This is a genomic window from Bradyrhizobium sp. 2S1, from assembly GCF_011516625.5.
Lineage (GTDB): Bacteria > Pseudomonadota > Alphaproteobacteria > Rhizobiales > Xanthobacteraceae > Bradyrhizobium > Bradyrhizobium septentrionale.
The window spans coordinates 10,066,085-10,083,074 of record NZ_CP147717.1 but is presented as its reverse complement, the minus strand read 5'-3'; the positions used below and the strand labels follow the sequence as shown (position 1 = coordinate 10,083,074).

The 16,990-nt window shown below is 60.8% G+C and carries 15 protein-coding genes and 5 pseudogenes; 9 read left to right on the top strand and 11 right to left on the bottom strand.

What is annotated here, in order from left to right; translation table 11 throughout:
• Nucleotides 1-14 precede the first annotated feature (14 nt).
• Nucleotides 15-362: an IS66 family insertion sequence element accessory protein TnpB gene (gene tnpB / locus HAP54_RS47900; protein WP_063676425.1), complete on the bottom strand. Its 348-nt coding sequence runs from the start codon at nucleotides 360-362 to the stop codon at nucleotides 15-17.
• On the bottom strand, nucleotides 359-754 hold the full coding sequence (tnpA, locus tag HAP54_RS47895) for an IS66-like element accessory protein TnpA (RefSeq protein ID WP_166204038.1): 396 nt from the start codon (nucleotides 752-754) through the stop codon (nucleotides 359-361). Before tnpA ends, tnpB begins: the two co-directional genes overlap by 4 nt.
• Nucleotides 755-878: 124 nt before the next feature.
• Here tnpA and HAP54_RS47890 point away from each other — a divergent pair, with 124 nt between their 5' ends.
• The gene (locus tag HAP54_RS47890) at nucleotides 879-1,115 is read left to right on the top strand and encodes a hypothetical protein (RefSeq protein WP_166298196.1); all 237 of its coding nucleotides are present in this window, start codon (nucleotides 879-881) and stop codon (nucleotides 1,113-1,115) included.
• A 128-nt stretch (nucleotides 1,116-1,243) separates the two neighbouring features.
• On the opposite strand, the pseudogene HAP54_RS47885 reads toward HAP54_RS47890, so the two are convergent.
• The 4 genes and pseudogenes from HAP54_RS47885 to HAP54_RS47870 form a co-directional block, all read right to left on the bottom strand.
• Nucleotides 1,244-2,110 (bottom strand): annotated as a pseudogene (locus HAP54_RS47885) (IS3 family transposase); the annotation flags it as partial.
• A 105-nt stretch (nucleotides 2,111-2,215) separates the two neighbouring features.
• Nucleotides 2,216-2,977: an IS21-like element helper ATPase IstB gene (istB, locus tag HAP54_RS47880; RefSeq protein ID WP_029085260.1), complete on the bottom strand. Its 762-nt coding sequence runs from the start codon at nucleotides 2,975-2,977 to the stop codon at nucleotides 2,216-2,218.
• 16 nt (nucleotides 2,978-2,993) lie between these two features.
• On the bottom strand, nucleotides 2,994-4,535 hold the full coding sequence (gene istA, locus HAP54_RS47875) for an IS21 family transposase (RefSeq protein WP_166217180.1): 1,542 nt from the start codon (nucleotides 4,533-4,535) through the stop codon (nucleotides 2,994-2,996).
• Nucleotides 4,536-4,721: 186 nt separating this feature from the next.
• Nucleotides 4,722-5,018: pseudogene (locus HAP54_RS47870) on the bottom strand (transposase); the annotation flags it as partial.
• 514 nt (nucleotides 5,019-5,532) lie between these two features.
• On the opposite strand from HAP54_RS47870, the pseudogene HAP54_RS47865 reads away from it, so the two are divergent.
• Nucleotides 5,533-5,793: pseudogene (locus HAP54_RS47865) on the top strand (transposase); the annotation flags it as partial.
• 2 nt (nucleotides 5,794-5,795) lie between these two features.
• Here HAP54_RS47865 and HAP54_RS47860 read toward each other — a convergent pair.
• On the bottom strand, nucleotides 5,796-7,178 hold the full coding sequence (locus HAP54_RS47860) for an IS110 family transposase (protein WP_166298319.1): 1,383 nt from the start codon (nucleotides 7,176-7,178) through the stop codon (nucleotides 5,796-5,798).
• 228 nt (nucleotides 7,179-7,406) lie between these two features.
• Here HAP54_RS47860 and HAP54_RS47855 point away from each other — a divergent pair.
• Nucleotides 7,407-8,282 (top strand): annotated as a pseudogene (locus tag HAP54_RS47855) (IS3 family transposase); the annotation flags it as partial.
• A 124-nt stretch (nucleotides 8,283-8,406) separates the two neighbouring features.
• Nucleotides 8,407-8,664: a hypothetical protein gene (locus HAP54_RS47850; RefSeq protein ID WP_166298193.1), complete on the top strand. Its 258-nt coding sequence runs from the start codon at nucleotides 8,407-8,409 to the stop codon at nucleotides 8,662-8,664.
• A 174-nt stretch (nucleotides 8,665-8,838) separates the two neighbouring features.
• Here the strand turns inward: HAP54_RS47850 and HAP54_RS47845 are convergent, their stop codons facing one another.
• The 4 genes from HAP54_RS47845 to HAP54_RS47830 form a co-directional block, all read right to left on the bottom strand.
• Entirely contained in the window at nucleotides 8,839-9,348 is a 510-nt protein-coding gene (locus HAP54_RS47845) for a hypothetical protein (protein ID WP_166298192.1), read from the bottom strand.
• A 105-nt stretch (nucleotides 9,349-9,453) separates the two neighbouring features.
• On the bottom strand, nucleotides 9,454-9,783 hold the full coding sequence (locus HAP54_RS47840) for a DUF3768 domain-containing protein (RefSeq protein ID WP_166213726.1): 330 nt from the start codon (nucleotides 9,781-9,783) through the stop codon (nucleotides 9,454-9,456).
• 78 nt (nucleotides 9,784-9,861) lie between these two features.
• Nucleotides 9,862-10,353: a hypothetical protein gene (locus HAP54_RS47835; RefSeq protein WP_166298191.1), complete on the bottom strand. Its 492-nt coding sequence runs from the start codon at nucleotides 10,351-10,353 to the stop codon at nucleotides 9,862-9,864.
• A gap of 205 nt (nucleotides 10,354-10,558) precedes the next feature.
• The gene (locus HAP54_RS47830) at nucleotides 10,559-11,902 is read right to left on the bottom strand and encodes an IS1380-like element ISBdi2 family transposase (protein WP_166297949.1); all 1,344 of its coding nucleotides are present in this window, start codon (nucleotides 11,900-11,902) and stop codon (nucleotides 10,559-10,561) included.
• Between the two features lie 205 nt (nucleotides 11,903-12,107).
• On the opposite strand from HAP54_RS47830, the gene HAP54_RS47825 reads away from it, so the two are divergent.
• From HAP54_RS47825 to HAP54_RS47805, 5 genes and pseudogenes are all read left to right on the top strand, one after another.
• Nucleotides 12,108-12,524 (top strand): CopG family transcriptional regulator, encoded by a 417-nt coding sequence (locus tag HAP54_RS47825; RefSeq protein WP_166298190.1) that lies wholly within the window; start codon nucleotides 12,108-12,110, stop codon nucleotides 12,522-12,524.
• 5 nt (nucleotides 12,525-12,529) lie between these two features.
• A pseudogene (locus tag HAP54_RS47820) lies at nucleotides 12,530-13,726 on the top strand (alpha/beta hydrolase family esterase).
• 46 nt (nucleotides 13,727-13,772) lie between these two features.
• The gene (locus HAP54_RS47815) at nucleotides 13,773-13,964 is read left to right on the top strand and encodes a hypothetical protein (protein WP_166298189.1); all 192 of its coding nucleotides are present in this window, start codon (nucleotides 13,773-13,775) and stop codon (nucleotides 13,962-13,964) included.
• Nucleotides 13,965-14,136: 172 nt separating this feature from the next.
• Nucleotides 14,137-15,471, top strand: a complete 1,335-nt coding sequence (locus HAP54_RS47810; RefSeq protein WP_166296518.1) for an IS1182 family transposase — start codon at nucleotides 14,137-14,139, stop codon at nucleotides 15,469-15,471.
• A 530-nt stretch (nucleotides 15,472-16,001) separates the two neighbouring features.
• Nucleotides 16,002-16,172 (top strand): hypothetical protein, encoded by a 171-nt coding sequence (locus HAP54_RS47805; RefSeq protein ID WP_166298188.1) that lies wholly within the window; start codon nucleotides 16,002-16,004, stop codon nucleotides 16,170-16,172.
• Nucleotides 16,173-16,990: the final 818 nt, after the last annotated feature.

The window sequence follows — 16,990 nt, the reverse complement described above, 5'->3', positions numbered from 1 at the left end:
AAACCGTAAAACGACTATCCGACCCGCGTCGGACGCTGGGTTTCTTGAGGGTTGCGCCAATCGATCCCGGACAACAGATAGCTCAACTGCGCCGGAGAGATCGTTACCGATTCACCAGCAACCGATGGCCAGATGAACCTGCCTCTCTCGAGTCTTTTGGTGAACAAGCAGGCGCCCTGGCCATCGTGCCAAATGACCTTCAATAGATCACCGCGTTTGCCCCGGAAGCAGAAAAGACCGCCGCCCATGGCGTCGCGCTTGAGCACTTCCTGCACGCGCAGAGCCAGGCTCGGAAAGCCGCACCGCATGTCGGTATGGCCCGTCGCCAGCCACACCCGCACGCCCGTCGGGATCGGGATCATCGGCGCGCCAGGCCCCGAGCAATTCGAACGACCGCCTCGATATCCGCACCGGGGCCGAAGACCACGCGCAGCCCCTGAGGGCTCACGATTTCGATCTGACCTGTCTCGACAGCTTCCGTCGTTGGCGGCGTACTTGCCGCAACTATCGCAGGGACGAATGTCGGGCCGATCGAATCCTCTTCGGCCGGATCATGACAGGTCCAAGCCTTGCGCCAGCTCAGCAGAAGCTGACGTGATATCCCATACCGGCGAGCCGTCGCCGACACCAGTCGTGGCCCCGAGAAGCTCTCCTCTACGATTCTGAGCTTCTCCGCACGCGTCCAGCGTCGCCGCCGACCGGTCTCCACCAAATCCATGCGGCTCAGCACCGCACTGTCCTTATGTACGTCCATAAGGACAGTCAGCTACAGATCGGAAAAACTCGCAAGACGGCCGCCCTCGGACGGATACCAAAAAATACGAGCTAAGAAATATGGAAAGGCGAAGAGAGCGTTGCGGGAATCTGGATATGAAGCGGTGATCAAACACTTTAGTGACAGTCAAGACCTCAAGTATGTTTGGCACACAGTGTTCGCACTGCGTAACCTGGAAGACCAAATTATTGAAGACTTGATCGGCAGCGATGGCGAGGTGACAACCAGCACCGTCAGAAGTTGTGTTCTGGAAAACCTAGTACGTTGGGACGAAAACATCCTCGGGGGTGTAGTAGGGAGATTGAAGGAAGCGACCCGAACCCGCCTGGAAGGAATTTGATAGACTCGATAGCTTCAACGAAGATTTAGAATGAGCGGATCGACGCAAGATACTTAGCTGCGCTGACGCAAGCCCCGCGTTCCGCGCCCGTTTTTCTCTCTGATCTTCCCCCGAAAAAATGGACAAGGTTAAGCTGCTTTTAGCTCCATCTCGATCGGACTGACATAGCCGATGGCGGAGTGACGACGAGTTCGATTGTAGAAGCCTTCAATGTAAGCAAAGATATCACGTGTGGCCTCTGCGCGTGTTGCATAGTGAGTGTGGTAGACGAGCTCGATTTTGAGCGTGTGAAAGAAGCTCTCCATTGGAGCATTGTCATAGCAGTCGGCCTTGCGGCTCATCGATGCCCTCAAGCCGGCAGATTGCACGACCTTGCGGTATTCCGCCGATGCGTATTGGACGCCGCGATCGGAATGATGGATCAGACCGGCGCCAGGCCGCTGCGCTGAGACGGCCATCCGCAAGGCTGCCAGCGGCAGCTCGGCACGCAAATGATCCGCCATCGCCCAGCCGACGATCCTGCGGCTGTACAAATCCATGACGGTGGCCAGATAGAGCCAACCCTGATCGGTCTCGATGTAGGTGATATCGGCGAGCCAGATCCGGTTCGGCGCAGTGGCGGTGAAGTTGCGCTCGAGCAGGTTCGCCGCGATCGGGAGGTCGTGACGGCTATCGGTCGTCCGCACCCGGCGAGGCCGTGCCATGATGGCCGTGATACCGTGATGGCGCATCAGCCGCTCGATGCGGCCACGGCTCGCCCCGCGGCCCTGGGCCTTCAATTCGACATGGATACGCGGGCTGCCGTAGCGTCCGTTTGTCTCGCGATGGACGCGCTTGATGTCGTCGACAAGCTCACGGTTGGCGACCGATCGCTGGCTCTCCGGCCGGGAGCGCCAAGCATAATAGCCGGCCGGCGAGACACCGAGCACGTCGCACAGGATCGTCACAGGATAGTCGGCGCGGCGATCTTCGATGAAGCGGAATCTCATTTCGGCCCCCCAGTGCATATTTCAGTGATGGTGAGCAGCGATTTCGCGCGATCATGAGCGGCGAATTCAGACGATCGTGAGCAGCCCGCTCCGGCCGAGGCGGTGATAGAGTCAGCGTTCTGGCTGCTCGTCAAGGGTGATGGTTCTGGCGTTGCGTTTTCGCATGCTTTCGCCGGCAAGCTGGAGGCGGTGAGCGTTATGGACGAGGCGATCGAGGACAGCGTCGGCGTAGGTTGGGTCTCCGATAACTTCGTGCCATGTGTCCACAGGGAGTTGGCTGGTTACGATGGTGGAGGCGCGGCCATGGCGGTCCTCAAGGACTTCCAGTAGATCGCGCCGTTCGGCAGCGGTGAGCACTGACAATCCCCAATCGTCCAAAATCAGAAGCTGGGCGCGGCCAAGGGTTTTGAGCAAGCGGGCATAACGTCCATCCCCCCGCGCGAGTGCCAACGCTTCGAACAATCTTGGGACGCGATGATAGAGAACCGAGCGATTGTCGCGGCAGGCCTTGTGGCCGAGGGCACAGGCTAACCAACTTTTGCCCAATCCGGTCGCTCCGGTTATGAGCAAATTCTCGTGGCGATCGATCCAGTCGCCGCTGACCAGCTTGGCGAAGACGGCCCGGTCGATACCCCGCGGCGTGCGCAAATCGACGTCCTCCAAGCAAGCATTCTGGCGGAGCGCGGCCAGCTTGAGGCGCGTAGTGAGCCGCCTGGTGTCGCGTTCCGCGGCTTCCCGGTCGACCAGCAGGCCGATGCGATCTTCGAACGGCAAGGCTTCGAGATCAGGTGATCGTCGCTGCTCCTCGAAGGCCTTGGCCATGCCGCTCAAGCCGAGCTCGATCAGGCGTTCGTGGGTGGGATGGGTGAGCATACAGGTCTCCTTGGCTTCAGTGGAAATAATCCCGGCCGCGGATGTTGCCGTGGCGCAGGGGTTGGGGTTCGGAGGGCTCGTCGAGAAAGGTGCGATCCAGGCCGTTCTGGAGGATGGAGCGGATCGAGGCGACGGATCGCGCCTTGATCAGAATGCCGCGCCGGCAGGCCGCGTCGACGCGCTCGGCGCTGTAGCTTTTGGCCAGCGACAGAATGCCGAGGCAGGTGCGAAAGCCTTGCTCGGGATGCGGCCGGGCCGCGATCACGGCCTGGAAGAAGGCGGCGGTCGACGGACCGATCCGCTCGCCGGCGGCGATCACTCCGGCGGGCGTCCATTGGCCGTAGCGCCGATGGGCGCTGGGCATGTGGTCGGCGGTGGTGGTGTGGCCCCGCCGGTTGGGCGCGCGGGCGTGGCTGGCGATCCTGCGGCCGTTGTGGAAGATCTCGACCGTCCTGTCGTCGATGCGGGCATCGACAAGCTCACGGATGAGCCGATATGGCGTGGAATACCAGTGTCCATCGATCTCGATATGATAGTCGGGGCCGACCCGGCATCGCTTCCAGCGCGCGAAAGCGTAAGCCTGATCCGGCAGCTTTGTGAGCTTGGGCTTGTCGAGTTCGGAGAACAGTTCGGCGCGGCTGGCGCCAAAGTCGCGCATCTGCCGGGCATTGAGTTCGACGACGAGTATTTTGATGGCTGCGTTCAGCTCCGCCAACGAAAAGAAGCGTTGGTTGCGCAGCCGCGCCAAAATCCATCTCTGGGCGACTTGCACCGCAACTTCGACCTTTGCCTTATCTTTTGGGCGCCGCGGCCGGGCTGCGAGAATGGCCGTGCCGTAATGGCTCGCCATCTCGGCATAGGTTCGGTTGAGGCCAGGATCGTGGCGGTCGGGATTGGTGACGGCGGCCTTGAGATTGTCGCAGACCACGAATGTCGGCGCGCCGCCGAGGAAGGCGAAAAGGTTGATGTGGACCCGGATCCAGTCGGCGAGCCCCTCGCTTGGGCAGGCCTCGGCGTAGGTATAGTTGGAGGCGCCCATCGCTGCGACGAACAGCTTCATCGACTGCACTTCCCCACTTGAGGGGGCGATGACGTCGATGGTGTCGCCGGCGAAATCCACGAAAACCTTCTCGCCGCCCAGATGGGTCTGCCGCATCGAAGGCCGGGCTCGCCCCTTCCAGGCCTCGTAGGTCGTGCAGAACCATGTGTAGCCGAATCCATCGGGATGGCTGGCGCGATACTCGTCCCACAGCAGCCGGCGGGTCACGTTGCGCCGGCGCAGCTCCTTGTCGACATAGCCCCAGTCGGGAACGGGCCGCTGTGGGCTCTGTGACGCAGGCCTCGGCGCAGGGAAAAGCAGCAGCTCCAGGTCTTCGTCGGTCATTCCGACCGGCAACGGCCAGTTCAGTCCGGCAGCCCCGGCTCGGCGCAGATAGCTGTGCACGGCTCCGTTGCTGATGCCCAGGGTGCGCGCGATGGCTCGCTCCGGCAAGCCTTGAACATGTTTTAAGCGGAGAACCTCTTTGATCCGGCGCATCGACAATCTCTGGGTGGGCATCGGCCTTCCTCGTTCACTGACGAGGCAGTTCCTAAGCCGGTTGAGTTGTCGGCCGAAGCGGGCTGAGCCGCTGAAAAGCTGCTCACGATCCCGCGAAATCCGTGCTCACGATCGTCTGAAATCTCTGCTCACGATCCCCTGAAATCCATGCTCACGATCCCGCGAAACATGCACCCCAGCAAAGATCGCGATCGACTTTTTTAAAATGTCGCGCTCCATGCGCAGCCGCTCGTTCTCTCGCTGCAGACGAGCGATCTCCGCCGCGTGGTCCGCCGACGGCAGCGTCGCTTGCGTTGTGGGGCGCCGCGCCGCAGCCGTCGGCTCTCGCCCAGTTCCACGTAGTTCCACCCAGCGCCGCAAAACTGAATCGCGCAGGCCAAGTTCCTTGGCCACCGATCCGATCGAGCGGCCACTCGAAGCGACCAGATCGACCGCTTGCCGCTTATAGTCGTCCGTAAACGACCTACGCTGACGTCCTTCCATCCAACACCTCTCCTGGCTCTTCGAGCCTACTACAGGTGTCCATCAATTCGGAGGAGGTTCACTCTCATGACGTAAAGGCGCGAGCGGCGACCAATTGACCGACTGATAAGGGAAGTTGAGCAATCCGGAATATCTGCACAAAGCTCGGTCAGTTCTTAGGCGACCGTGAAGCGCAATTGCCGCCCGCCAGAACGGGCGGAGCGGTCGGCAGGAGGCCATTTCAAGACTTGTAAATGGACGATGCGGCAAGTGAATGCCGCGTTGTCAACAGAGTTGGAGAATGAAATGAAGCACACGGCCAAAGATAGACCCGATCCAATCGAACGCGCTGAGACAGATGACGAGGGAAGATCGATAGTCAAGGTAGATTACGAGGCGGGTACATCTCGGTTCTGGAACGGCGAGGACTTCCACGGCACCGGGGTTGAGAGCCGGCCCCGGAATTCTGCACAGGGCGATAAGTGGAGTTTCTGCCTGACAGCGGGCACGCTGTGCCTGCGAATCAGGAGCGACAATGAGCAGAAGAACACGCCGGAACCACACACCGGCCTTCAAGGCGAAGGTGGCGCTCGCCGCCGTGAAGGGCGATCGAACGCTGGCTCAGCTTGCCGAGCAGTTCGACGTCCACCCCAATCAGATCACGGCGTGGAAGGCTCAGCTTGAAAGCAAGGCCGCCGATGCGTTCGGTCCCGGCGGCGGCTCCGGAGCGGAGCAAGCAGCCATCGACGTGAAGTCGCTGCACGCCAAGATCGGCGAACTGACGCTGGAGAACGATTCCTAAGAAACGGCAGCATCTACTTTCGGCTCCAAGGGATGGAGAACAAAGCCGAATGCCTTGGCACGCCGATGCAAATTGTTGACCACTCGCGTCCGGTAACGCGTCTCGTAGGACGAGGCCCCGGGATCGACATAGTCCATTCCGTATCGCACAGCATTGTAGAACAGAACTGCGATCTTCCGGGCCGTGGCGGTCACGGCCTTGGCCTTGCCGATGCGCGCTGAGAGCCGTCTATAAAAGGCGCCGAGCGCAGTGTCTGTACGACCCACGGTCACGGCAGCAAGGCGCAGAAGTGCCGCCGCTCGGCCGCCGGATCGGCGCGTTCGGGACGAGAGCATTTTGCCGCCGGAGACCTTGTTGCTCGGCGCCAGTCCCAGCCAGGAGGTAAAATGCTTTGCACTTGGCCACGAGGAGAGGTCGTCGCCGCATTCAGCGATCAGCTTCAGCGAGAGGTAAGGACCGAGGCCGTCGATCGCGGTGAGGTCCTTTCCGAGCAACGCGAACAGCGCCTCGCGGACATCGAAAGCTGGAGCGTTCGCCTGATCGGTTCGATTCCGACGCCGCGAGACCCGCGGCGCTGATCCGTGGCCATGCCCCCGATGGAAGCTCAGTTCCTTCAACACGGCTTCAATTCGGGCGTCGCAGGCAGATGCCTTCTCGTGGTAGGCGTCGTAAAGCGCAAGTGCCTGCTCGAGCGCAAACAGATGCTCGGCGCGGTAGCTTCCGGTGAGCGCCTTCGCGATCGTCTCGGCGCTGGAGCGGCAACTATAATGGCGCAAGCACGCCAGCGCCTCAGGATCGCGCTCGCCGGCAAGGATCGCCCGTATGATACGCAGGCCGGTCACGCCGGTGATGTCGGTGACGACGTGGTGCAGCTGAAGATTCATCTCCGTCAAGGCCTTCTGCATATGCTGGATGTGTGAGGCCGCGTACTCCAGCAGACGCTCGCGCTGACGCACGTAGGCTCGCAGCTCGGCAATCTGCCCTTTGGGCCGAAAGCTGGCCCGCAGCAACCCGAATGAATGGAGCCGCTGCAGCCATTGCGCATCGCTGACATCGGTCTTGCGCCCCGGCACGTGCTTGGCATCGCGCGCGTTGACAAGAAACACGTTAAATCCCCGGGCATCGAGAAGCTCGAAGATCGGAATCCAGTAGACGCTGGTCGATTCCATGACGACAGTCTCGACGCCGCATTCAGTAAACCAGTCGACTAGCCGATGCAGATCAGCCGTGAAGGTACCGAAGCTGCGGACTGGCTCCGGTGCGCGATCTGCCCTCACGGCAGCCATGTGCATAGTCGCTCCGACGTCGATGGCAGCCGCGTCCGGGTGCACCATCTGCATCTTACCTCCGTTCCTCGACTTCGATCTTTTGGGGTTCATCTCTAATCCTCCTGCTGACGGCGGCGGAAGGGCTGGGCTGCGCTATACGTCAGATTCCTAAACGGGATCGCCGGATGGCGTCACCACTCTCAAGTGCGCGACAACCCATGGACCAGGTTTTTTAACGGGGTCACGTGCCACCAAAATCGTATCGGCCGCTCCCTCCCGGTCGGCAATCTAGCGCCGGTCCGTTTCTATCCCACAGGGGGAGCGCATCGCCGCGCATAGTTTTTTAGAAGGAGCGCTCACCAAGGCGGGATTGCTGAGCGCAAAGCGATGATCGACCGTGAGCACGAGCTGTCGATCACCAGGCAGGCGGAGGCTTTGAACATCAGCCGCGGCAGCGTGTACTACCTGCCGCGGCCGGTGCCGGACGCCGACCTTGCGATCATGCAGCGCCTCGACCGGCTGCATCTGGAGTTCCCTTTTGCCGGCTCTCGCATGTTGCGAGGGCTGCTGGCTGCCGATGGGTGCAAGATCGGCCGTCGGCATGTGAAGACGTTGATGCGGCGGATGGGGATAGAAGCGCTCTATCGCCGTCCACGCACGACAAAGCCCGAGCCGGGCCACAAGATCTACCCGTACCTGCTGCGCGGGATGGAGATCACGCGGCCGAACCAGGTGTGGGCGATGGACATCACCTACATCCCGATGGCGCGAGGCTTCGTCTATCTGGCGGTTGTGCTCGACTGGTTCAGCCGCCGCGTGCTGTCGTGGCGCGTATCGATCACCATGGAGGCGGCGTTCTGTGTCGCGACGCTTCAGGATGCCCTGGCTCGTCACGGCAAGCCGGACGTCTTCAATACGGATCAGGGCTCGCAGTTCACCGGACAGGCTTTTAACGGCGTGCTCGCCGACAACGGCATTGCGATCAGCATGGACGGCAAGGGAGCCTGGCGGGACAACGTGTTTGTCGAACGGCTATGGCGCAGCGTCAAATACGAGGAGGTGTATCTGCGGGCCTATGACAGCGTCAGCGAGGCCCTCGCGTCGATCGGCCGATACCTCGACTTCTACAACGGTCGGCGCCCGCATTCGAGCCTTGACGGCGTCACCCCCGATCAAGCCTACTTCAACCCGCTGCCACTCCGCTTGGCAGCCTAACCATGGCAGAGGCTCCACTTATCGACGCGGAAAATCTGTTCAGACAACCGGAGCCAGCTCAGTTGTGTATGCCGTTAGAGACAAGGAGTGTCTTTCAATTCAATGCGACTACGAGCTCAACACTTTGCTTGAATCGAAGCCCCAGGACGTGCGCGCGTTTCGCCAGGATCTGCGGCGAAAGGGCATCGAACGGCGACATCTCAGAGACGATGAGCGTCACAGCGAGATGGTCGTCATCTTTGGCCCTGAGTTGAGCGCGAAGCAGGCCGTTGAGCAACTTGAATGTCTCGTCGCAAGAATTAAGAAGCACGGACTTCAAACAGGTAAGGATTCTTCAGAAGACTATGTCCTGGAGACTTTGGCTGGAAAACTGGTCAAATGACGGGGTTGCGAGCTCGTTGTAAGCGCCAAAGTCGCGACTGATAAGGAAAGTTGTCTTTCCTTATCAGTTGGACGGTCGCTGATCTGAGGGATCCCGGTGCCGGAGGCGAATTCAACAAACGGCTCAGGCCGTGTTACCGACCTGAGCCACGAAAGGAGGAGAAGAAGAAAGATTTCAATCGATGGTCAGCAATGCGACCGACCTGACCGGTCGTACGATCTCAGGTTCGCTGGGGTAGTCGCGCCACTTCAGTGTCAGCGTATCATTGGTTCGCTTCGCGATGATCGCAGGCCACCAACCATCATCGACAGTGGCTTGCGCGAGGACGAGATGACCAGGCGCGAGCTGAGCCAAAGATTTTGGCAGTGATGTTGAAATCGTACCGGGATCGCCTCCCACTAGCGAGTTGATCTGATCATAAAGTTGTTGATCGACAGCGGGCACGAGACCAGTACCGCTCGCATGAATCCGGCCTGCCGGAAGCTTGTTCACGATCTCGAAGTGCTTTTTAGAGGCTGGTACCGCTAGCCGCAGGCCCATCGTTGCCGCTGCTCGCGCCAATAGCGCCTCGTTCTCACCGGTGAACCGCGCCGCACGCGGCTTACGGTCCTTATCCAGTCCGAACAGAATGACGGTTTTGGCGACAGGGGTTTTCGCTTTGGGCTTTGTGGGTGTCGTCGACATGAACGCTCTCCTCTGGAATAAAGAGAGGCTCCATAGCGGAGCCTCGATAGGTGGGTTGGTGGCTACGAAAACAGTGGTTGAAGCACTCTCCAAGTCCAATCCTGGCTAATACTCTTCGGCCAACATGAGGGTGATCACCCTCTCGGTGACGCTCGGATCGGCCGGATCGGGTGAGCCGTTCTTGAGGGTCTTGTCGTAGTAGTCGATCTTGAAGAAGACCCTGACGCCATCGAAATCAAAGGCACCAAAATCGTGTTCGCTGTGAGGGTCATTCTCAGTACAAAAGTCATCGAACGTTGCGATGGTTTGAACGAGCCGTTGAATCGCCTCAGGGCCTAGGGCTGCAATACCAGGCGTCATGACAGCGCCACCACCAAGCAAGTGCTGTCGGAGGTCATCATTGAGCGCGCGAATCCGCGCCTTGTCGCTAGACATGGTTGGGTCTCCTGCTGATATTTCAATGAAGGAAAGGGGCGGTGGCCCGGAGTGCGGAGCCACCTCGATGGCCAAGTCCTAGCCGCCGTGCATCAAGGCGACGGCTTGGACGGTGCACTTGAAGAGCGGAAGGCGAGGGTAGTCTCTGAACCGGCAGACCAGATTGTCGCCATCCCGTTCGGTGACAATTGCCTCCCAATAGCCCTCTTCGACGCCTTCGCTGCAGAGAACCAGGTCACCCGCGGCGATGCTGGTCCGGTCCTTTGGCGGTTTGGCTTCCGGCGCCATCGATACGTTCGGGCCAAGCTTTGCTGCGGCGGCCATAGAGGGGTTCGCCGCGGCCGCCAGCTCTTGATATAGGTCCGGCCTGATGAACGGCAGGAAAGCCCTTCCCTGGGCGTGGAGCCGGCCGAGCGGGATCCGGGTGACGAGCTCGACCAGCCTTGGCCGATTGACCTTGCAGACAGTCAATTTCAGCGCGAGGGCGGCCTTTCTGGCCAAGGTGGCATCCTTCCCCGGAAATCGGCCGGCCTTCGGCTTTCCGGTCGGATCGAGGCCGAAGACGATCACCGCGGTGGTCGAGGAAACGGTGGGTTTGGAGGAATTAGCCCGTCCTATTCGTGAGAGTGCGTTTTTTTAGTCCGATTGATGTGGCCGCACATCTGCTCTGACGAGGCGCGCGGGATTGCCTTCGGCTTTTCACCGCCTGACGACCGGTACTTTGCAACGCGCTTGAGGTGTAGGTTGGGCGAACGGGGGGCGGACGCCCCGCCGGTCAAGGACCGAGCGGCAGCAGCGCGCCTGGCAAGCCGCGGATCAGGTCGGCTTCGGGACAGGCCGCGGCAAACGCAAGGCGAATGCGGCTCGTGGTCTCGACCACACGGGCAGCGAGTTTCAAGAGACGAAGACGCAGCGTCGCGAACTCGGCTGTGGCCAATTCCCGGGCTTTGGGAATCGCGTCGCGCACGGTCAGCATCAGCCAATAAGCGGCGGTGTGGAGAACGAGGCGGACTTGATTGGCGAGCGCCGAACGGCAGCTGGTGCGATCGGAGGCGAGCTGTGTCTTATGCAGCTTGATCAGATTCTCGGCTTGGCCGCGCGCGCAATACAGGCTGTCGTAGATCCACTCGGCCGAGCCGACATCGAGGCTGGTGACGACGAAACGGATGTCGAGGCCGAGCATCGTCGCCTCAATACGGGCGACGGTACGCCGTTCGCGATCCCAGGACTTGGCCTTGTGGCGCGTCTCGGTATAGCCACGCAGAACCGGCAGGTTCTCGATGGCGCGTCGCGTGCGGATGTCGTCGGCGGCCTCGTCGACTTTTCTGGCGAGCGGCTTGGTGCCGGACAGACCGAAGATGTAGTCGATGCCGTTGGTCTCGCACCACGCCATTGCCTCCGGCCGGGCATAGTGCCCGTCGCCACGGAACGTAATTCGCGTGTTGTGCCACCGCGTCCGGATATGCCGTATCAGGCGGCGCAGATGGGCACGCACCTCGACGCCGCCCGGCGTCTTGCCGGGCCGCAACACGACCGCCACGGGCCGGCTCTTCTCCGTGTCGTAGACGTGGATCGGCAGGAAGCAGCGTTCGTCATAATGAGCGTTGAACAGCGAGAGCTGCTGATGGCCGTGGACGACATCGCAGGTATCATCGATGTCGAGCGTGACGGATGCCGGCTCGCGCGGGTAGCTATCCATCCATGCGTCGACCAAAGTGTAGGTCAGTCGGATCACGTCGCGCAGGCGCGGAGCATTCTCCAGCCGCGACAGCGTCGGTTGGGAACACAGATCGCGACCCGTGTCCGGCAGCCGTCCGCAGGCCAGCTTGAATGCGGGATCGGACCGCAGATGATCGAGGTCGTCGGCGTCCTCGTAGCCGCAGCAGATCGCGAACATGCGCGCGCGGAACATATCGACAAGGCTGTGCACGACCCGCGTCGGATCGCGCCGATCCGGGAACACCCGGGCCAAATTGTCGGCCAAGCCGAGACGCCGCTCGGCCATCGCCAGAAGCATCACGCCCCCGTTCGAGGTCAGCCGACCGCCATCGAAGGCAGCTGTGACTTTCTTGGCGTGAACGGCTGGAAACGAGAAGGGCAGAATCGTATCGTCGGTCATGGCGGGCGTGGCGTTCGCGGTTGAGGTGATGGGGTTGGCTTCGCAATCGAATCCTACGCCGCATCAGCGCTTTACACCACGCTCGCCAGCCTCTCAGGCGCACTCTGACGAATAAGACGGGCTAAAGTTCCACCGTGCTGCCCTTGCGTCTTGTTCAGGCGCCTCCATATACCATCCAAGCAGATGTCCTGCGGATGGAAAACACATGCCCTCTGTGCTTGAACTCAGGCCGAAGCCTCCGGAATCCGAGAAAATCACTATCAATCTTGGATATGTCGACCTCGGCCACATCGACCTGATGGTGACGGATGGTTTCTATTCGAATCGTACGGACTTCATCCGGACGGCGATCCGCAATCAGCTCGAGCGACATGCTGACGTAGTCAAGCAGTCCACGGCCCGCAAAGGCCTGGACCTCGGTCTGCGGAATTACACACGCGCGGATCTCGAAGCGGCGCGGCGAGCCGGCGAGATGCTGCACATCAACGTCCTCGGTCTTGCCACCATCGCGCAGGACGTCACGGCCGATCTCGCCCGCGCTACCATCGCTTCGGTTTCCGTGCTCGGAGCCCTCCATGCCAGTCCCGCGGTCAAGGCCGCTCTTGCCGACAGAACGAGGTGAAGCCGATGTTGAACCGAGACGCGCTCCGCGAAGCCACCCGGTTGACCCGCGCGGGACAACTGACGGAAGCCACGGCGCTGCTGCAGCGGATGCTGCGCGGCGAGCCGCTCCAGCGGCGGCATCGCCGGCCCCAAGCCCCATGAGTCTTCCGGGCCGCGCGTCGGACACCATCGACCTCAAGGCCAACGGCGTCAGCAACGCCGACCGCGCAACACCGATAGAGGCGCCCTCTGCCTCTGACGCGGCACGTCGGCGTCGATCCTTGTTCAATCGAGCGAAGGACGGCACCTGGCTCGGCCTGCAGGGCGTGAAGAATGCGCCCACTTCGATGACTGACATCGCGCCGGAAGGAACGAAGTTCATCGACGGCTCCTACAGCGACAAGGCCGGAAGCCGGACCTACAAGCTCTTCATTCCCAGCGGTTACCATCAGGGGCAGCCGCTTCCGCTGGTGGTGATGCTCCATGGCTGCACCCAATCGCCGGACGATTTCGCCGCCGGCACCAGGATGAACTTCATCGCAGAAGAACAAACGTGTCTGGTGGTCTATCCGGCGCAGCCTAGCAGCGCCAATCCGTCCAAATGCTGGAACTGGTTTCGCCCGGACGACCAGAGCCGTGACAAAGGCGAGCCCTCGCTGATCGCGGGCATCACCCGCCAAGTCATGCAGGACTACTCGGTCGATCCCAAGCGCATCTTCGTCGCCGGACTCTCAGCCGGAGGCGCCGCTGCGGCGGTCCTGGGCGCCATCTACAGCGATCTGTACGCGGCGGTTGGAATCCATTCCGGTCTCGCCTACGGAGCCGCCGACGACATGCCCTCGGCGTTCGCCGCCATGCGTCAAGGGGGGCGGACCCGGCAGCCGCGCCATTCCGGACGGGCCGACGCTCCCCGCCATTATTTTCCACGGCGACAGCGACACCATCGTGCATCCCATCAACGGGGCCCAGGCTGTCGAACAAGCGGTCGGAAGCACAAAGACGCAAAAGAAGGTGCGCCGCGGGCAGATACCTGGCGGGCATAAGTATACCCGCACGATCCACGCCGAGGGCGAAATTGAGTTCCTGGAGCACTGGAATATCCACGGTGCGGGCCACGCCTGGTCCGGCGGTAGTCCGGCAGGGTCTTACACGGATCCAGAGGGACCGGACGCAACGAAGGAGATGCTGCGTTTCTTTCTCAAGCATCCGCAGCCACACTAGATGAATCCGAGGCAATGTTATTCCGACGGCAGTGTGAAGGTCGGCATTGGAAGGTGAAGTGGTTTCGTTCGCCAACGATGTAGGTTTGAAGTCGTCCCTTTTAAGCAAACGCCACGAGCTCGCGTCGGATCCATCGGTGCAGCATCGTGAGCCGGTTTCGCAATCCGTCAACGGCTCTGTTCAGGGTTTTGCAAAGCTCGCCACACCGATAAAACCTGCGAAGGCGTCAGATTTATGATTGCTTCGATCCGCTGCATGACATCTCCAGGAAAGGAGAGCCCCGCGAGGGACGGGGCGTCTCGGGCCGACGTGACCGAGGCGGACACGCCGGTCTTGGACCCAATTCGCTCTAGGAGCTTGTCTGGATAGTCGCTGTTCAAATCTGGTCGGGTCTGATTCAACATTGGGCGATGAGCAAGTATTTTCGGCCTTGGAACATCGATCAGACGCTGCTTCTGCCGCCGAATGTGCAGGACTTCGTGCCGAAAGGCCATGTCTCGCGGTTTATGGTTGATCTGGTGCGGGAGAGCCTCGATCTCAGGGAGATCATGGGCAGCTATGTGAGCGGGCTTGGGCAGCCGCCGTTTGATCCGCGGATGATGGTGGCGCTGCTGCTGCATAGCTATGCGAGTGGGCTGTATTCGTCGCGTCGGATTGCCAAGGCCTGCCGGGAGCGGAACGATTTTGTGATGATCGTGGCGCTGGATGCGCCGGATTTTCGGACGATCAGCGACTTTCGCAAGCGACATTTGAAGGCGCTCGGCGCGCTATTCGTGCAGGTTCTGAAGTTGTGCGAGACGGCCGGGCTGGTCAAGCTCGGTCATGTCGCGCTGGATGGTACGAAGATCAAGGCGAACGCGTCGAAACACAAGGCGATGAGTTATGAGCGCATGAAGAAGCGCGAGGCGGAATTGAAGGCCGAGGTCGCTCGCATGCTGGCGGCCGCCGAGGCGGCGGATGCCTCGGAGGATGATACTTTCGGCAACAGCGACGAACTGCCGGACTGGACCGTCGACAAGCAGAAACGGCTGGCGAAGATCCAGCAAGCGATGGCGGCGCTGGAAGCGGACGCCAAACTGGCGGCGGAGGAAGAGCGCCGCATCGAGGCCGAAAAGGAACAGCAGCGCCAGGCCGAAGGCCGCAAGAAGCCGGGCAAACCGGCGGCGCTGCCATCGGAGGAACCCAATCCCAAGGCGCAACGCAACTTCACCGATCCGGAAAGCCGCATCATGAAGTCGAAGGATGGCTTCGTTCAGGCCTATAATGCCCAGGCGGCCGTCGATGCACATGCCCAGATCATTGTCGCGCAAGAACTGACCCAGCACGGCAGCGATCAGGGCCAGTTGGTGCCCCTGATCGAGGCCATCGAGAGCAATCTTGGCCGCAAGCCGCGGCAGGCCTCAGCGGATTCCGGCTACTGCAGCGAAGCCAATCTCGAAGCGCTCGACACACGCAGCATCGATGGCTATGTCGCGCCCGGACGCGCCAAGCACCCGACAGTAGCGAACGGAAAAGTCGGCGGCCCGCTGACACAGGCCATGCGAAAGAAGATCGACGATGGCGGCTTCGAAACACCCTACCGATTGCGAAAGCAAGTGGTGGAGCCGGTGTTCGGGCAGATCAAACAGGCAAGAGGCTTCCGCCAGTTCCTGTTGCGGGGCATCGAGAAAGTGCGCGCCGAGTGGACAATGATCTGCACCGTCCATAACCTCCTCAAGCTGTTCAACCTCGCAAACGCAGCCTGAGCCTGCTACTCTACAACAAATGCCCGTCACGAAAACATATCTGGACGGGCTCCTAGGATGAGACGTTCCCAATGGGCGGCGCAGGATTCGATCCGCCCGACGGCTGGAAGACGCCGAAGCGTGCCAAAGATTCACGTAAGTGTGTCGCCCTTGCGGCGTCAGGAAAGTTCCGTGAGCATCGCACGCGTTGGACTTCAGGGCGCGGCGAATTCGCCGTCCAATAGTGACGGACCTTCGTCGAGTTTATCTCCAAGAGGTCGCTGTCCAGTGCCAGCGGCGGAAAGGTTTGCTGCTTCGTGTCGTTCCGAAAAAACGACGCGATTTGGAGCCCTGGTGCTAATTTGGACGTCCGATAACAGCACCGCGGTGCGGCACCTTCGATCAGGACATTTTGGGGGCGAGTGAATCTTGTATGGGAACGAAATGTGTGTTCGGGGCTACCTCACCGGAACTAAACGGGAAGCCTCCTGTTGCTCCTTCAGGACGCTCCGGTGCCACGGCACGCCACCTCTCTTCGAAGGACGCGCGATATGACGGACGGAAGTAACAAAAACCCCAATAAGAAGCAGCCCGGCGAAAATCCGGATGGCAAGTATCATTTCAATCCCGGCAACATGGCTGGGAAGAAGCCCGGGGATAAGGAGCGGACAGCTGAAAACCGGGACGAGCCGAAAGAGCCGGAAGAAAAGCCCGCCGGGTAAGCGTTTTCGGATCGGTCTTGCGATGGTTGCCCATATCGCGACCGTTCAAAAGTTAATGAATTTCAAAGAAGCGACTTTTTCAAGGATCGGGTGCATCGGCTGTCAATCTGACATTTGGCGCCATCGCAGGAACTGAGGTGCATATCAGCTTGTTTGCTCAGCAAGAAGATGGAGGTTTCAGTGCGAGCCCGATTAGCATCGATATGCCTTGTGCTGTCCTGTGGATTAGCGACGGCGCAGCCCGCTACAAAGGGGGATGTCAATACGCCAACCGGGCGCTCGGCGCCCGAAGACAAAGGTCAATTGCAGCCCCAAGGTTGGACTGGGCCAATCAACACCGGCACAGGCGGAGCCCCGCCGGAAAGTCCCCAGGGTCAAAGTCCGCCAGGGATGCAGCCGGCGCCGGACGGATCGACAAAAACGACGGTCGCGCCTCCAAAATAGAAGGGTTTGATTTGCTGGTGCCGACGCTACTGGTGGCCGCTTGCCGCCGACGGAAACTGTCGATCGCGCGGTTCGATAGCACAAGCCTCCTTCTCTCGCCTTCAGCATCTGGGACTTGATGCTCCCGAGGAGGAATTCGGCGGTTCGCTGAGCATCGTCAATCTCGTCGAGACCGCCGAGAAAGTCCCAAGCGATTTGAAGCGAGCTTTCCATAAGCGGGGGAAGTGGTTCGGTCATCCGTGAGGAACGCCGCCCGCCCCGCACCGTTCCTGCAAATTGATAGCGGAAGCTGCAAACCGACCAAGCTCTCCCGTGTCAACGTTCCGCACAGTGAGGGCACGGGCCGTGGCGTTACACCGTGGCTGCGCTTCATC

What these genes read in the sequence shown, in the direction of transcription:
- tnpB (WP_063676425.1), bottom strand. Translation starts at nt 362, where the DNA reads ATGATCCCGATCCCGACGGGCGTGCGGGTGTGGCTGGCGACGGGCCAT.
- tnpA (WP_166204038.1), bottom strand. Translation starts at nt 754, where the DNA reads ATGGACGTACATAAGGACAGTGCGGTGCTGAGCCGCATGGATTTGGTG.
- istB (WP_029085260.1), bottom strand. Translation starts at nt 2,977, where the DNA reads ATGCTCACCCATCCCACCCACGAACGCCTGATCGAGCTCGGCTTGAGC.
- istA (WP_166217180.1), bottom strand. Translation starts at nt 4,535, where the DNA reads ATGCCCACCCAGAGATTGTCGATGCGCCGGATCAAAGAGGTTCTCCGC.
- HAP54_RS47860 (WP_166298319.1), bottom strand. Translation starts at nt 7,178, where the DNA reads ATGAACCCCAAAAGATCGAAGTCGAGGAACGGAGGTAAGATGCAGATG.
- HAP54_RS47845 (WP_166298192.1), bottom strand. Translation starts at nt 9,348, where the DNA reads ATGTCGACGACACCCACAAAGCCCAAAGCGAAAACCCCTGTCGCCAAA.
- HAP54_RS47840 (WP_166213726.1), bottom strand. Translation starts at nt 9,783, where the DNA reads ATGTCTAGCGACAAGGCGCGGATTCGCGCGCTCAATGATGACCTCCGA.
- HAP54_RS47830 (WP_166297949.1), bottom strand. Translation starts at nt 11,902, where the DNA reads ATGACCGACGATACGATTCTGCCCTTCTCGTTTCCAGCCGTTCACGCC.
- HAP54_RS47825 (WP_166298190.1), top strand. Translation starts at nt 12,108, where the DNA reads ATGCCCTCTGTGCTTGAACTCAGGCCGAAGCCTCCGGAATCCGAGAAA.
- HAP54_RS47810 (WP_166296518.1), top strand. Translation starts at nt 14,137, where the DNA reads ATGAGCAAGTATTTTCGGCCTTGGAACATCGATCAGACGCTGCTTCTG.
- HAP54_RS47805 (WP_166298188.1), top strand. Translation starts at nt 16,002, where the DNA reads ATGACGGACGGAAGTAACAAAAACCCCAATAAGAAGCAGCCCGGCGAA.